Genomic DNA, 15556 nt, shown 5'->3' with positions numbered 1-15556 from the left:
TAGTGAAATACCGGCATGTTTCCAATTTTCCTTCCCCGACCGTCAGTCGGGCCGGCCGGTGAGCAGCAATTGTTCGGCGGTGTCGAGGGTCTCCGGCGAGCCATACAGGGTCAGCACGTCGCCTTCCTGTAGCTCGACCTCGTCGCTGGGGCTCTCGCCGCGGATGCCGTGGCGATTGATGGCGTCGACCACTACGTCGTCGTGGTCGGTCAAGAGCGCGCCGAGTCGCTTGCCGATCGCCGCGGCTCCCGGCACCAGCGCCACGTTCTTCAGGGTGCGCGGGGCGAGCAGGGCGAAGTCGTTTTCGTCCCGGGCGCGGTCGCCGTGGAAGGTGTGGCGCAGCGGGGCGTAATCGGCCTGACGGATTTCCTGGATCTGGCGCAGGATCTTCGCCAGCGGCACGTCGAGCGTGCGCAGCACATGCCCGCCGAGTGCCAGGCTCATCTCGTAGACCGAGGCGACCACCTCGGTGGCCCCGGCCTCGTGGATGCGGTCGAGGTGCTCGTCGGTGCGGGTGCGCACGATCACCGGGATATCGCGGTTGTGCCCGCGGATCACCTCGATGGTCTTGATGGTCGAGGCATCGTCGAGGTGACTGATCACCACGGCGCGAGCGCGGTCCAGGCCAGCCGACTGCAGGATGTCGAGGTGGGTAGAGTTGCCGAAGTACACCCGCAGCGCGGCCTCGTTGGCCTGCTGGACGATATCCGGGTCGACCTCGATCGCGGTGTAGTCAATGCCTTCGCTCTTGAGCAGGCGGGCGACGTTCTGGCCGACCCGGCCGAAGCCGCAGATGAGCACGTGCCGGGATACGTCGCTGGCATCGGCGCGCACCTCGATGTTGTGCTCGCGCCGGCTTTTCGCATAACCCGGCACCAGTCGCTTGGCGATGACGCCGTTGTACTTGACCAGAATCGGCGTGAGCACCATCGAGAAGATCACCGTGCCCAGTACGATCTGGTGCTCCATGTCGGTCATCAAATCGGGGCTGGCGATCGAGAGCATGGCAAAGCCGAATTCGCCCCCCTGGGCCAGGACCAGGCCCGAGCGCAGTGCCACGCCGGGGGCCTCTCCCATCGCCCGGCCGATCAGGAAGATGATCGCCATCTTGGCGAGGATCAGCAGGGCCAGGAACATCAATACCCAGTGGCCGATCTCGGCCAGTCCGCCGACGTTAAGCATCATGCCGATGGTGATGAAGAACAGCCCCAGCAGCACGTCGCGGAATGGACGGATGTCGGCCTCGATCTGGTGCTTGTATTGGGTCTCGGACAGGGCGATGCCCGCAAGAAACGCGCCCAGTTCCCAGGACAGGCCGGCGGTGTTGGTCAGCCAGCCGGCGCCGAGCACGGTGAGCAGGACGGCCAGGGTGAACAGTTCGGCCGAGCGGGACTTGGCGATCTCGCGGAACAGCGGGCGCAGCACCCAGCGTCCCCCGAAGAACAGGATGATGGCGGCGAGCACGCCCGCGGCCAGGGTGAGCGTGATCTCGAGAGTGAGGTTGCCCGCGTCGCCCTCCGGCCCCGATACGCCGAGCACCGGGATGACGATCAGGAAGGGGATGACCGCGAGGTCCTGGAACAGCAGGATGCCGACGGCGTTGTTTCCGTGTCGGGAATTGACCTCCAGTTGCTCGCCGAGCTGGCGAATCACGATCGCCGTCGAGGAGACGGTCATCACCCCGGCCAGCGTGAAGGCCGCGGCCGGGGAAAAGCCCATCATCAGTGCCGCCCCACCGGTGATCACGGCGGTGAGAAGCACCTGTGCCCCGCCCATGCCGACGACTGCCCGGCGCATGGCGATCAGTCGCGAGAGCGAGAATTCCAGCCCCAGCATGAACAGCAGGAACACCACGCCGAACTCCGCGATCAGGTGGATGTCGTGGATGTCCTTGACCAGCCCGAGCGCGTGCGGCCCGGCGAGCATGCCGACGGCGAGATAGCCGAGGATCGCCGGCAGATTCAGACGCCGCAGGGCGACCACGGCCACGACCGAGATCAGCAACAGTGTCAGCAGGATGCCCATGGTGTCGGCTGGCATGGGGTGTCTCGTTCCTAGAGAAGTGGGCCGGGCGGGGCGGCGGCGCTTGCTTAATGCACTAACTGGCGCCCATGTTTTATCACAACTTGTCCGCCAACTCGCTCGGCGACTCGTCCGGGCCATTCGCACGGGCCGCCTCGTCCAACCAGCGCGTGAACACCGAGCGCGGGTACTCCTCGGCACCCAGCCCTAGCAGGTGTTCGGTGGTGAACTGGGCGTCGAGAAAGTCGATCGGTCCCCAGACGCCATCCACCAGAATGGCGGCCAGCGCGAACTTGGAGGCGTTGGGGGCGCGGCTGAACATGGACTCGCCGAAGGCCGCCCGGCCGATGCGGCTGCCGAACAGCCCGCCGACCAGTTCCTCGCCCGACCAGACCTCCACCGAGTGGGCGATTCCCGCGGCATGTAGCTCGACGAAGGCCTGGCGCATGGCCGGCACGATCCACGTGCCGGGGTCGCCTCGGCGCGGCCCAGCGCAGCCGTCTACCACCGCGGCGAACGCCGTGTCGACCGTCACTCGGTAGCGTCGCTGGCGGCGCCACTTGGCCAGGCTGCGCGAGACGTGGAAGCGCTCGGGGGTGAACAGCGTGCGAGGGTCCGGGCTCCACCAGAGGATGGGGTCGCCCTCGGAATACCAAGGGAAGATGCCGCGACGGTAGGCCGTCGCCAGTCGCTCGACCGACAGATCACCCCCGGCGGCCAATAGGCCGTTGGGTTCTGTCAGGGCACTGGTGACCGGCGGGAAGGCCCACGGATCCGGCCCGAGCAGCGGGATCATCGCTGGCCAGCTTTCCCCGGCTTGGGCAGGTTGAAGTCCGAGTAGCTGGCGCGCGGGCGGAACAGCACGGCGATGTGACCGACCGTCTGCACCAGGGTGGCCTTGGTGGCGTCGGTAATCGCGTCGATGATCTCGCGTTTCTCCTCGCGCTCGACTCCCGGGACCCGCACCTTGATCAGCTCGTGGATCTCGAGTGCCTGTTCGATCTCGAGGAGTACCGCCTCGGTCAGGCCGTGCTGGCCGAGGAGTACCACGGGCTTCAAGTGATGTGCTTCGGCGCGAAGGTACTGTCGCTGGCGGGCGGTAAGGTTCATGTCGTCGGGAATCTCCGGGAATCAGGTAGGCGGCTGTGTGAAATCACACATTGCAACACCGTGGATGACCCGGCAGTTTACCGCTCTGGACTCCCTCGGACCAATGACCAACACCATGTTGCTGCGCGTTCTGCTCCTGCCCTTCGTCCTCGTCTTGTTGCTCGCCGGCTGTCAGCCGGATGCCGAGAACGCCGAGACCAACCCGCTTGCCGGCTACGAAAGCCCCGACCCGCTGGTGCTGCGGGCGCCCGAGGCACCCATGCCCGTGCCCGATGTCCGGCTCGAGGGCGTGGACGGCCCCATTGATACGGCATCGCTGTTCGCCGGGCGCTGGACCCTGCTGTACGTCGGCTACAGTTATTGCCCCGACATCTGCCCGACCGAGTTGGGCCAGCTGTCCCAGATCCTGCCGGCGCTGCAGGAAAACTCGCCGCAATTCGACTGGCAGGTGGTGTTCCTGTCGGTCGACCCGGAGCGCGACACGCCCGCCCACCTCGAGAAATACACCGCGTTCTTCTCCGAGGAGTTCGTGCCGGTGACCGGATCGCGCGAGGCGATCGACGCGGTCACTGGCGCGGTGAAGGCCGGCTATCGCATCGGTAAGCACGCGCCGGGCGAACGGCGCTACAGTGTCGACCACGACACCGGTTTTCGCCTGATCGACCCGCAGGGCCGCATGCTGGCCCTGTTGCCCGGCCCGCATGATCCTGACCGGATCGTCACGATGATCCCGTCATTCCTATCTGAGGTAAGCCCCGAATGAAACGTCTCTCAAACCTGATCGCCGCCACGTTTGCCGCCGTGATGACGTTGCCGGCCTCCGCCGCCGAACTGGAGGTCCATGAGCCGTGGGTGGTGCTGGCGCCGCCGGGCGCCTACGCCACGGCCGCGTTCATGGAACTGCACAACGCCGGCGAGACGCCCGTAAACGTGGTCGAGGCCGACGCGCCCGGCTTCGAGACGGTGGAGCTGCATCGATCGTTCAACGAGGATGGCATGCATCGGATGGTGCGCCAGGATCGTATCGAGGTGCCGGCGGGCGAGTCGGTCGCGCTGGCGCCCGGCGGGCTGCACATCATGCTGATCGGGCCCGAGCAGGCGCCCACCGAGGGTCAGCGCATCCCGATCGAGTTGCGCTTCGACGATGGCAGCACCCAGACGGTCGAGGCGGTGGTGCACCCGCGCGCCGCTCGGCCCGCCGGGCATGACCACGGCGATCATCACCATCATTGAGGCCGGGACGAGGCCGGTCTCTCTCAGTTGCCATCTGATCGACGTTTCCCTGCAATATCGCGATCGGGTGAGCCCGGTCGCGCGTTAGATCGCCTCGATTTGGGTCGCCGGGGGCGATGGGGGATAATCCCGCTCCCTAGTAACGTCCTACCCGGAGGCCTCATGGCGCGGTCGGTCAGCAGCAAACGATGGCTCACCGAGCATTTCCGCGACGAGTTCGTGCAGAAGGCCCAGCGCGAGGGCTGGCGTTCGCGCGCCGTCTACAAGCTGATCGAGCTCAACGAGCGTGACCGTTTCCTGCGCCCCGGCATGACGGTAGTCGACCTGGGCGCCGCGCCGGGCGGCTGGACTCAGTACGCCGCCCAGGTGGTCGGGAGCAAGGGGCACGTCTTCGCCCTCGATCTGCTTCCCATGGATCAATTCGCCGACACCACCGTGCTGCAGGGCGACTTCACCGAGGATGCCGTGCTGCACGAATTGGAGACGGCCCTGGGCGAGAGTGAGGTCGACCTTGTGCTTTCCGACATGGCCCCCAACATGAGTGGTGTGGATTCGGTCGACATTCCCCGTTCGATGTATCTCGCGGAACTTGCACTGGATTTCTGCGATCGGATGCTCAAGCCGAAAGGCGCTTTCGTCACCAAGCTGTTCCAGGGCGAGGGGTTCGACGAGTACGTCAAGGAGACGCGTCAGCGCTTCGATCGCGTGGTTGTTCGTAAGCCCAAGGCTTCTCGGCCACGCTCGCGAGAGGTCTATCTGGTGGCAACCGGCAAGCGCGTGAGATAAGGTTGTCCGAACAATATTCGATTCATTGATTCGCCAGGGCAGGCGGGCATCGGGGATGTCCGCCTGTTTGCGGCTGTACGCAGAGGTGTTGCGTTGAACGATTTGACCAAGAACATCCTGATCTGGGTGGTAATCGCGATCGTGCTGATGACGGTGTTCAACAGCTTCGATCAGCGCGCGACCACCACGAGTGCGGTGCCGTACTCACAGTTCATTCAGGACGTGAAGAGCGGGCGCGTCGACTCGGTCACCATCGAAGGTCAGACCATCAAGGGCACCTCCGGCTCGGGCACTCGCTTCGAGACCTACAGCCCGGAGACGGACAACCGTGCGCTGGTCGGTGATCTCCTGAACAACAACGTGGCGATCAACGCCAAGGCGCCGGAAAAGCCGTCGCTGTTGATGACGATCTTCATCCAGTGGTTCCCGTTCATCCTGCTGATCGCGATCTGGATCTTCTTCATGCGCCAGATGCAGGGCGGTGGCGGCCGCGGCGCGATGAGCTTTGGCAAGTCCAAGGCCAAGCTGATGAGCGAGGATCAGGTCAAGGTCACGTTCAACGACGTCGCCGGTGCCGACGAGGCCAAGGAAGAGGTGGTCGAACTGGTCGACTTCCTCAAGGATCCGGGCAAGTTCCAGCGCCTGGGCGGCAACATCCCGCGGGGTGTGCTGATGGTCGGCCCGCCGGGCACCGGCAAGACCCTGCTGGCCAAGGCGGTCGCCGGTGAGGCCAAGGTGCCGTTCTTCTCGATCTCCGGTTCGGACTTCGTCGAGATGTTCGTCGGCGTGGGCGCCTCGCGCGTTCGCGACATGTTCGAGCAGGCGAAGAAGCACGCTCCCTGCATCATCTTCATCGACGAGATCGACGCGGTCGGCCGTCACCGTGGCTCGGGCATGGGGGGCGGCCATGACGAGCGCGAGCAGACCCTCAACCAGCTGCTGGTCGAGATGGACGGCTTCGACGGCAACGAAGGCGTGATCGTGGTCGCGGCCACCAACCGTGCCGACGTGCTCGACAAGGCGCTGCTGCGCCCGGGCCGTTTCGACCGCCAGGTGGTGGTCGGTCTGCCGGACGTGCGCGGCCGTGAGCAGATTCTCAATGTTCACCTGCGCAAGGTGCCGGCGGCCAAGGACGTCGAGCCCTCATTGATCGCCCGCGGCACGCCGGGCTTCTCGGGGGCGGATCTCGCCAACCTGGTCAACGAGGCGGCGCTGTTCGCCGCGCGGTCGAACAAGCCGGACGTGACCATGTCCGATCTCGAGCGCGCCAAGGACAAGATCATCATGGGTGCCGAAAGGAAGTCCATGGTGATGAGCGAGGACGAGAAGAAACTGACCGCCTACCACGAGGCAGGTCACGCGATCGTCGGTCGCCTGGTGCCCGAGCATGACCCGGTCTACAAGGTCTCGATCATCCCGCGCGGCCGGGCGTTGGGCATCACCATGTTCCTGCCCGATCAGGATCGCTACAGCTATTCCAAGCGCAAACTCGAGTCGAATATCTCCAGCCTGTTCGGTGGTCGGATCGCCGAGGAGTTGATCTTTGGTGACGAGGCGGTGACCACGGGTGCCTCGAACGACATCGAGCGGGCCACGGAGCTCGCGCGGAACATGGTCACCAAGTGGGGCATGTCCGAGAAGCTCGGCACGCTCTACTACTCAGAGGACGATGGCGACCCGTTCATGGGGCGTCAGGCCTCGGGTGGTCACTTCTCCGACGAGACCAAGGAAGTGATCGACGTCGAGATCAAGGATGTCATCGACCGCAACTACCAGCGTTGCCGCCAGATCCTGGTCGAGAACATGGACATCCTGCACGCGATGTCCGAGGCGTTGATGAAGTACGAGACCATCGATGCCGGCCAGATCGACGACCTGATGGAGCGTCGGCCGGTGCGCGAACCCGAGGACTGGGGCGAGCGTGGCTCCGGTACCGGTAGCGAGCCGCCGAGCTCGGGCGCCCACATCGACACCACCGATGACGAGGTCGAGGACGACGAGCCCACTCGTGACGAGGGTAAAGCGGACGATAACGGCCGATCCGAGTCCGATGACGGCAATCGTACGCCCAGCGGCGATCCGCTGGGAGGTCCGCGCGGCGGATGACAACCGCCCCGCGCGCCTGTCCGGACTGGCGGCAGACGGGACGCCCATTGATCATGGGCATCCTCAACGCCACGCCGGACTCGTTTTCCGACGGGGGATGCTTCGATACCGTCGAGCGGGCGGTCGATGCGACACAGGCAATGCTCGAGGCGGGCGCCGACCTGATTGATGTGGGCGGTGAGTCGACTCGTCCCGGCGCCACGCCGGTGGCCGAAGACGAGGAGTTGGCCCGCGTGATCCCCGTGATCGAGGCGCTGGCGTCGCGCTTTGATTGCCCCTTGTCGGTGGACACCAGTTCCCCGATGGTGATGAGTCACGCGGTCGAGGCCGGAGCCTGCCTGATCAACGATGTGCGGGCGCTGACCCGACCGGGCGCCGTCGAGGCCGCCGCCGCGAGCGGCGCCTCGGTATGCGTGATGCATATGCGCGGCGAACCCGGTGACATGGCGACACGCACCGACTATGACGACGTGGTGGCCGAGGTCACTGATTACCTCGCCGAACGGTTTCGGTGTCTGCGTGCGGCGGGGATTTCGTCCGAACGCATCCTGGTGGACCCGGGCTTCGGGTTTGCCAAGACCCACGAGCAGAACTTCGCCTTGCTGCGTCGTCTCGAGGAGCTCGCGGGCCTGGGCGCGCCGATTCTGGTCGGCATGTCGCGCAAGCGCATGATTGGCGAGGCCACCGGGCAGTCGGTCGAACGGCGTGCCGTGGGCAGCGCGGCGGCCGCCCTGTTGGCCGCGGAGCGTGGCGCCGCGGTGCTGCGCGTTCACGATGTCGAGGCCACGCGCGACGCGCTGGCGGTGTGGCGGGCCATGTGTGTGGCATGAGTTGGATCGCTGCAAACGCACAAACACGGCTTTCCCGCCATAAAAGCGTTTGCCTTGTTACGAATTAGGATTTTCTGATATTTTGCCCGGCGGGGTTAATTTGGTTGACTTGAAATCACCGCCAATCCGCCGGATCACCGTTTTTCGATGTCGGTGACATCGAGGTGTTTTCAGCCCGGCGGATGCCGCGGGGTGCAACAGTTGAGAGAAAAATCATGAAACAGATGCGTCGTTCACTCATTGCTCTTGCCGCCAGTGGTGCCCTCGCGGCCCCGATGCTGGCTCACGCCGCCGGCGATGTCGCCGCGGGCAAGGAAAAGTACGCTTCCTGCGCGGCCTGCCACGGCGCCGACGGTGGTGGTCAGGGCGGAGCCTTCCCGAAGCTGACCGGCCTGGGCCAGGACGAGACAGCCAAAAAGCTGGCTGCCTACCGCGACGGTGATCAGGACTACCTCAAGGAGCAGGGGCTTGGTGATCGTTTCGGCACCATGGCGCCGAATGCCTCGGGCCTGTCCGACGAGGACATCGATGACCTGGCCGCCTACATCGCCGACGAGTTCGGTGGGGACGCCGGCGGCAACGGTGACGAAGGTGGTGACCAGGCCGAAGCCGAGGAAGCTGCCGAGAGCGGCGAGATTGCCAAGGCCGACGTCGAGCGTGGCCAGGCACTGTACTCCTCCTGCGCCATCTGCCATGGCGAGCAGGGCGAGGGTGGTCACCTGATGAATGCGCCCAAGCTCAAGGGTATGGCGGCTTCCCAGGTTGCCTCTCTGCTCAAGGTGTACCGCAAGGGCACCGAGATGGGGCAGTACTCCTACGCAATGATCCCGCAGGCGACCCACCTGTCCGACGCGGACATCAACAACCTCGCAGCCTACATCGCTGATATCGAGACGCTCCGTGAGGACGTTTCCGAAGGCTCCGAGGACGAGGGCGAGCAGCCGGCAATGTAAGAACCCTTCACATGGAGGGTCGCTGCCCGGGGATGTCGGGCAGCCCGAACGAGTTGATTGGCGCCGGCTTTCCAGCCGGCGTTTTTGCTTGGGGCGAAGGCTCGCCCCGGCAGGGAAGTAAGGACGAGAGGCGCGATCGTGAGCAGAGTGTTTGGAACCGATGGTGTGCGGGGAGCGGTGGGGCGATACCCCATGACCCCGGAGTTCGTGCTCAAGCTGGGCTGGGCCGCCGGCAAGGTGCTGGGTGATTACGGTCGGCGCCGGGTATTGATCGGCAAGGACACCCGCGTGTCGGGCTACATGTTCGAATCGGCCCTGGAGTCGGGCTTTTCTGCGGCCGGCGTGGACGTGCGTCTGCTTGGGCCGATGCCGACACCGGCAATCGCCTACCTGACCCGCACCTTGCGTGCGTCCGCCGGCGTGGTGATCAGCGCCTCTCACAATCCGTTCGACGACAATGGCGTGAAGTTCTTCTCTGCACAGGGTGAGAAGCTGCCGGACTCGGTCGAAGACGAGATTCAGGCCATGCTCGACCAGGATCTCGAGGTAATCGACAACCGTCGGTTGGGCAAGGCCGACCGCATCAGTGATGCGGCCGGCCGCTACATCGAGTTCTGCAAGAGCACCGTGCCGATCGGCATGAGTCTCGCCGGCCTGCGCATCGTGGTCGATTGCGCGCACGGGGCAACCTATCAGGTCGCGCCGCGGGTGTTCTCCGAACTGGGCGCGGAGGTCGACGTGATTGGGGCGACGCCCGACGGGTTCAACATCAACGAAGGGGTCGGCTCGACCCACCCCGAGGCGCTGCAGGCCGCCGTGCACGAGTCGGGTGCCGATCTAGGCATCGCCTTTGACGGCGATGGCGACCGGGTGATGATGGTGGATGCCGATGGCGTGATCCGCGATGGCGACGAGCTGCTGTACGTGATCGCGGCTGGCCGGATCGAGCAGGGCTATGCCGGTGGGGTGGTCGGTACCCTGATGAGCAACCTGGGTCTCGAACAGGCGATAGAGGCGCTGGAGCGACCGTTCTTGCGTGCCAAGGTGGGCGATCGCTATGTCCACGAGACGCTCAGGCGCGAGCACTGGCTCTTGGGTGGTGAATCGTCGGGGCACTTGCTGTGCCTGGATCGTCACACGACGGGCGACGGCATCGTCGCCGCGTTGCAGGTGCTGGCGGAGATGGCGCGTCGCGAGCGCTCGTTGACCGAGCTGCTCGAGCCGATGACGGTACTGCCGCAGACCTTGGTCAACGTTCGCATCGAACGGCCCGTGTCGCTGGAAGATCCGGTTGTCGTCGAGGCCGTGGCGGCAGCCGAGCGGGAGCTGGCCGGCCGGGGGCGGGTGTTGTTGCGTCCGTCCGGCACCGAGCCCTTGATCCGTGTGATGGTGGAGGGAGAGTCCCGAGGCCAGGTGCGCGAGGTCGCCGAGGGCCTGGCGGAGGTGGTGCGGCGGCACGCCGCGAGCTGACCAATTCCCCATGGCGGGGTGTCCGGTTCGCGGATCGGTTTTCGATGACGGTTTCGGCGGTTCCGTCTCGCGGCGTTCTCCCGTATACTCCGCGCGCCGGGCCGTGACTTGATCGCGCTGTCCCGGAAATTCCACACGCCCATCAAGATGGCAGCGCGGGGTGCCCAACGGTTCGGCCGGGGTTGCGCTGTCAGATGTGGCGGAGGCCTAACCCAACATAATCAGGTAGTTACCAATGGCTAAAATCACGATGCGTCAGATGATCGAGGCCGGTGTCCACTTCGGTCACCAGACTCGATACTGGAACCCGGGCATGGCGCCCTACATCTTCGGTCAGCGCAACCGGATCCACATCGTTAACCTGGAAAAGACGCTGCCGATGTTCGAGGATGCCTTGAACTACGTCGGCAAGCTGGCAGGTAACGGCGGCAAGATCATGTTCGTCGGCACCAAGCGTTCGGCCCGTGACCTGGTCGAGCAGGAAGCCAAGCGCTGCGGCATGCCGTACGTCAACCACCGCTGGCTCGGCGGCATGATGACCAACTTCCGCACCGTTCGTGCCTCCATCCGCCGCCTCAAGGCGCTCAAGCAGATGGAAGAAGACGGTAGCCTGGCGAAGCTGGTCAAGAAGGAAGCCCTCGAGACCACTCGCGAGCGCGCCAAGCTCGAGCGCTCGATCGGCGGTATCCAGGACATGGAGCGTCTCCCGGACGCACTGTTCGTCATCGACGTCGGTCACGAAGACATCGCCATCAAGGAAGCCAAGAAGCTGGGTATCCCGGTCGTAGCCGTGGTCGATACCAACAACAGCGCTCAGGGTGTCGACTACGTCATCCCGGGTAACGACGACGCCATCCGCGCCATCCAGCTGTACACCGCCGCCGTTGCCGATGCTGTGCTGGACGCCAAGGGCGCAACCAGCGTCAGCGAGTCGGACTTCGTCGAGGTGGCCGACGAGGAAGAAGCGGCCAAGTAATCGCCGCTCGGAGTGGGGCGGTCGTTTCGATCGCTCCGCCGCAGATTTCTGAACAACGGGTCGCCTGACCCGTTGTTTTTGTACAAGACAGATTCGGGAGAAGACAGCTCATGGCAATTACCGCCTCTCTGGTCAAGGAACTCCGCGAGCGTACCGGCTCGGGCATGATGGAGTGCAAGAAGGCGCTGGTCGAGACCGACGGCGACATCGAGGCCGCAATCGAGCAGATGCGCAAGAGCGGCCTGGCCAAGGCCGACAAGAAGGCCGGTCGCGTAGCCGCCGAAGGCCAGGTCGCCATCGCGATGAGCGACGATCGCAAGAGCGCCGCGATGGTTGAGATCAACTCCGAGACCGACTTCGTTTCCAAGGGTGATGACTTCACCGGTTTCGCGCAGAGCGTCGCTGACAAGATCCTGGCCGACGATCCGGCCGACATGGACGCGGTCAACGCGCTGGATGTCGACGGGGAAAAGGCCGATGATCGCCGCAAGGCGCTGGTCGCCAAGCTGGGCGAGAACATCCAGATCCGCCGTTTCGTGCGCATGGCGACCAGCGGCGTGATCGGCGCCTACCGTCACGGCGAGCGCATCGGCGTGTTGGTCGAGCTCGAGGGCGGCAGCGAGGAGCTGGCGCGCGACCTGGCCATGCACGTGGCCGCGACCAAGCCGAACTGCGTCGACGAGTCGCAGGTCGACGAGGCCACCGTCGAGAAGGAGCGCGAGATCTTCCGCGCCCAAGCCACTGAGTCCGGCAAGCCGCCAGAGATCGTCGAGAAGATGATCGACGGCCGTATCCGCAAGTTCCTCGCGGAGATCACCCTGGTCGGTCAGCCGTTCGTCAAGGATCCCGACCAGACCGTCGGCCAGCTCCTGAAGAAGGAGGGCGCCAAGGTGGTTCGCTTCGAGCGCATGGAGGTCGGCGAAGGCATCGAGAAAGAGGAAGGCGACTTCGCCGCCGAGGTGATGGCGCAGGTCAAAGGGGGCTGATCCCCTTGCCGAAAAGCCGGGCATGCCCCGGCTTTTTTTTGAATCGCGGAATTTCCGCCTAAGCCCCGCCGCCCGGTTCCACGCCACCCGGCGCCACCCGACGGGGTTTACGCAGGAATGTCCGACGCCGCCGCGCCCCGGCGCGAGTGGTTCGTCCCACGCAAGCTCACAGCCCACAGGTGAACGATATGCAAGCTGCCGGCTCTCCCCGTTATCGACGTGTTCTGCTCAAACTCAGCGGTGAGGCGCTGATGGGTGATCAGTCATTCGGGATCGACCCGGCCGTGATCAGTCGCCTCGGCGAGGACATCCAGGCGCTCAAGGACCAGGGCGTCGAGGTGGCCGTGGTCGTCGGTGGCGGCAACATCTTCCGTGGCGAAGGCCTGGCGGGTGGGGGCATGGACCGCGTGACCGGTGATCAGATGGGGATGCTGGCGACCGTGATGAACGGGCTGGCCATGCAGGACGTGCTCGAGAAACTCGGACTCAAGGTGCGGGTCATGTCGGCGGTATCCATCCACGCGGTGTGCGAGGACTACATCCGTCGTCGTGCGATCCGCCACCTGGAGAAAGGGCGGGTGGTCGTGCTGGTCGGCGGGACGGGCAATCCGTTCTTCACCACCGACTCGGGCGCTAGCCTGCGGGCGGCGGAAATCAATGCCGATCTGATGATCAAGGCGACCAAGGTGGACGGGGTCTACAGTGCCGACCCGACCCTGGATGCCAGTGCAGAACGCTACGATCATTTGACGTACAATGCCGTGCTCGACCAGCGGCTGGGCGTCATGGACGCCACCGCGATCGTGATGTGTCGCGATCAGCAGATGCCGCTGATGGTGGTTGACATCAATGAGCCGGGGAACCTGGTGCGCGCCGTCGCCGGCGAAGCCGTGGGAACCCTGGTGACAGCGGAGAACGAGAAGAATGATTGACGACATCGTCAAAGACGCCCGCTCGCGCATGAACAAGAGTATCGAGGCGCTCAAGAGCGAGCTTTCCAAGATCCGCACCGGCCGGGCGCATGTCAGCGTGCTCGACCATATCCACGTGGAGTACTACGGCAGCGACGTGCCGCTCTCCCAGGTCGCCAAGTTGTCGGCCGAGGACGCGCGCACCTTGTCGGTCACCCCGTGGGAGAAGGACATGGTTGGCAAGATCGAGAAGGCAATCATGACCTCCGATCTGGGTCTCAACCCGTCGACTGCCGGGACTGTGATCCGTATTCCGATGCCGCCGCTCACCGAGGAGCGTCGCCGCGATCTCGGCAAGGTGGTGCGCAACGAGGGCGAGAACGCCAAGATTGCCATCCGCAATATCCGTCGGGATGCCAACAACGACCTCAAGGGCTTTCTCAAGGAGAAGGAAATCTCCGAGGACGAGGAGCGTCGTGGCCAGGACACCATCCAGAAGCTGACCGACGAACGGGTCGCCGAGGTGGACCAGCTCGTGGCGGATAAAGAAAAAGAGCTGATGGAAGTCTGAGGCGACGTGGGGGCGCGTAGCCACGACCACGAACAGGTGTCCGAGATCGACCCGGCGCGCCTGCCGCGCCATGTGGCCATCGTCATGGATGGCAATGGCCGCTGGGCGCGTGCGCGTCACCTCCCTCGTACTGTCGGCCACCAGCGCGGGCGCCGTGCGGTGCGTGCGACCATCCGCGCGGCCATGCGTCGCGGCGTTCCCCTCCTGACTCTGTTCGCTTTCTCCTCCGAGAACTGGAAACGCCCGGCCGACGAGGTCGATGCGCTGATGAAACTGTTCATCAACGCCCTCGAGAAGGAGCTCGACGAACTCGACGAGAATGGCGTGCGCCTGAGCTTCATCGGCGAACGTGCCCGGCTCGATTCCACTGTCCGTGAGCTGATGGCGTCTGCCGAGCGACGCACCGCGGGCAACGACCGCCTCCAGTTGCAGATTGCCGTCAGCTACGGTGGCCAGTGGGACATCCTCCAGGCCGCCCGTCGTCTGGCCGAGCGGCATGCCGACTCCCCGCTGGGGCTCGATGACCTCGACACCCTCCAGTCCGCCTTCGAGAGCGGGTTGGCCACGGCCGGCCAGCCGCCGGTGGACCTCTTCATCCGCACCGGAGGTGAGCATCGGCTGAGCAATTTCCTGCTCTGGCAGACGGCCTACGCCGAGCTGTATTTCACCGACGTGCTTTGGCCGTTGTTCGACGAGACCGAATTCGATCGGGCGCTGACCTGGTTCGCCGCGCGCGACCGACGGTTCGGCCGTGTCGATTCCAGCGAGGCGGGTACATGACCGGCACGCCGCTTCGTCTGCTGACCGGCACCATTGCCGGGCTGGTCTCGCTCGCCGTCATCCTCCTTGCCCCCGAGCGCGTCTTTGCCGGCCTCACGCTGGTCCTGGTCGGCTGGGCCGCAGTGGAATGGTTCCGTCTCTGCGGGCTGGCCCCGTGCCAGATCTGGCCCTGGGTGGTCGGCACCGTCGCCCTGGCCGTTGGCTGGCAGGTGCTCTGGCCTGCCGGTCAGCTCGCCTGGCTCATGGGCGCGGTGGCGGCAACCTGGTTGCTGCTGTTCGCCGCGCAGTTGCGCCATCGCCGCGAACGCCCGGCCAACCGGCCGTTCTGGCTGCGCCGTCTGATCGGGCTCACCATCCTTCCCTTGTTCTGGCTTGCTCTCGTCGAGGTGCGCTCCGCGCCTGACGGCGAGTGGTTGCTGGTATTCGGCATTCTCGTCGTGGTCGTCGCCGACTCGCTGGCCTATTTTGCCGGCCGCGCATTCGGGCGCCACAAGCTGGCCCCGATGATTAGTCCGGGCAAGTCCATCGAAGGCGTGGTCGGGGGATTGGCCGGTGTGGCGGTGCTCGCGGCGATCGGGGCGATTCTGCCGTTGTTCGCGGCCACGCCGAGCTGGCTGCTCGCCCTGTGTTGCGCGCTGGTGGCGCTCGCATCGGTCGGCGGGGATCTCGAGGAGTCGCGGCTCAAGCGCGAGGCGGGGGCCAAGGACAGCGGTCGTATCCTGCCGGGGCACGGCGGGGTGCTCGATCGTCTCGACGGCCAGTTCGCCGCCATGCCGCTGTGGTGGCTGGGGCTGTGGCAGATGCAGCTGCTGGGAGGCTGAG

The 15556-nt window shown here is 65.2% G+C and carries 16 protein-coding genes; 13 read left to right on the top strand and 3 right to left on the bottom strand.

Annotation, left to right across the window (positions count from 1 at the left end):
• Positions 1-42 precede the first annotated feature (42 nt).
• The 3 genes from VWP12_RS00160 to yhbY form a co-directional block, all read right to left on the bottom strand.
• Complete coding sequence (locus tag VWP12_RS00160) at positions 43-2040, bottom strand: monovalent cation:proton antiporter family protein (RefSeq protein WP_158611697.1); 1998 nt, start codon at positions 2038-2040, stop codon at positions 43-45.
• A gap of 79 nt (positions 2041-2119) precedes the next feature.
• Entirely contained in the window at positions 2120-2818 is a 699-nt protein-coding gene (gene aat / locus VWP12_RS00155; protein ID WP_410474120.1) for a leucyl/phenylalanyl-tRNA--protein transferase, read from the bottom strand.
• Complete coding sequence (yhbY, locus tag VWP12_RS00150) at positions 2815-3132, bottom strand: ribosome assembly RNA-binding protein YhbY (protein ID WP_125197807.1); 318 nt, start codon at positions 3130-3132, stop codon at positions 2815-2817. The genes aat and yhbY overlap by 4 nt, the downstream gene beginning before the upstream one ends.
• 103 nt (positions 3133-3235) lie before the next feature.
• On the opposite strand from yhbY, the gene VWP12_RS00145 reads away from it, so the two are divergent.
• The 13 genes from VWP12_RS00145 to VWP12_RS00085 all read left to right on the top strand — a co-directional run bounded on the left by VWP12_RS00145 (position 3236) and on the right by VWP12_RS00085 (position 15555).
• Positions 3236-3895: an SCO family protein gene (locus VWP12_RS00145; protein ID WP_410474119.1), complete on the top strand. Its 660-nt coding sequence runs from the start codon at positions 3236-3238 to the stop codon at positions 3893-3895.
• Complete coding sequence (locus VWP12_RS00140; protein WP_410474118.1) at positions 3892-4365, top strand: copper chaperone PCu(A)C; 474 nt, start codon at positions 3892-3894, stop codon at positions 4363-4365. Before VWP12_RS00145 ends, VWP12_RS00140 begins: the two co-directional genes overlap by 4 nt.
• 162 nt (positions 4366-4527) lie before the next feature.
• Positions 4528-5151, top strand: a complete 624-nt coding sequence (gene rlmE, locus VWP12_RS00135) for a 23S rRNA (uridine(2552)-2'-O)-methyltransferase RlmE (protein WP_410474117.1) — start codon at positions 4528-4530, stop codon at positions 5149-5151.
• A gap of 93 nt (positions 5152-5244) precedes the next feature.
• Positions 5245-7257: an ATP-dependent zinc metalloprotease FtsH gene (gene ftsH, locus VWP12_RS00130; RefSeq protein WP_410474116.1), complete on the top strand. Its 2013-nt coding sequence runs from the start codon at positions 5245-5247 to the stop codon at positions 7255-7257.
• Positions 7254-8087 (top strand): dihydropteroate synthase, encoded by an 834-nt coding sequence (gene folP / locus VWP12_RS00125; RefSeq protein ID WP_410474115.1) that lies wholly within the window; start codon positions 7254-7256, stop codon positions 8085-8087. Before ftsH ends, folP begins: the two co-directional genes overlap by 4 nt.
• 215 nt (positions 8088-8302) lie before the next feature.
• Positions 8303-9040, top strand: a complete 738-nt coding sequence (locus tag VWP12_RS00120) for a c-type cytochrome (protein WP_158611699.1) — start codon at positions 8303-8305, stop codon at positions 9038-9040.
• Positions 9041-9178: 138 nt separating this feature from the next.
• The gene (glmM, locus tag VWP12_RS00115; RefSeq protein ID WP_410474114.1) at positions 9179-10510 is read left to right on the top strand and encodes a phosphoglucosamine mutase; all 1332 of its coding nucleotides are present in this window, start codon (positions 9179-9181) and stop codon (positions 10508-10510) included.
• Between the two features lie 235 nt (positions 10511-10745).
• Positions 10746-11486, top strand: a complete 741-nt coding sequence (rpsB, locus tag VWP12_RS00110; protein WP_125197814.1) for a 30S ribosomal protein S2 — start codon at positions 10746-10748, stop codon at positions 11484-11486.
• 110 nt (positions 11487-11596) lie between these two features.
• Positions 11597-12472: a translation elongation factor Ts gene (tsf, locus tag VWP12_RS00105; RefSeq protein ID WP_410474113.1), complete on the top strand. Its 876-nt coding sequence runs from the start codon at positions 11597-11599 to the stop codon at positions 12470-12472.
• A gap of 188 nt (positions 12473-12660) precedes the next feature.
• Complete coding sequence (gene pyrH / locus VWP12_RS00100; RefSeq protein WP_125197816.1) at positions 12661-13404, top strand: UMP kinase; 744 nt, start codon at positions 12661-12663, stop codon at positions 13402-13404.
• The gene (frr, locus tag VWP12_RS00095) at positions 13397-13954 is read left to right on the top strand and encodes a ribosome recycling factor (protein ID WP_125197817.1); all 558 of its coding nucleotides are present in this window, start codon (positions 13397-13399) and stop codon (positions 13952-13954) included. The genes pyrH and frr overlap by 8 nt, the downstream gene beginning before the upstream one ends.
• Before the next feature lie 6 nt (positions 13955-13960).
• Complete coding sequence (gene uppS / locus VWP12_RS00090) at positions 13961-14734, top strand: polyprenyl diphosphate synthase (RefSeq protein WP_410474112.1); 774 nt, start codon at positions 13961-13963, stop codon at positions 14732-14734.
• The gene (locus VWP12_RS00085; RefSeq protein WP_410474111.1) at positions 14731-15555 is read left to right on the top strand and encodes a phosphatidate cytidylyltransferase; all 825 of its coding nucleotides are present in this window, start codon (positions 14731-14733) and stop codon (positions 15553-15555) included. Before uppS ends, VWP12_RS00085 begins: the two co-directional genes overlap by 4 nt.
• The last annotated feature ends 1 nt before the right edge of the window (position 15556 follow it).

The sequence above is a fragment of the Guyparkeria sp. TX1 genome, assembly GCF_046523965.1.
Lineage (GTDB): Bacteria > Pseudomonadota > Gammaproteobacteria > Halothiobacillales > Halothiobacillaceae > Guyparkeria.
Note: the sequence above shows the minus strand (reverse complement) of the source record. Positions and strands in the feature narration are given on the sequence as shown.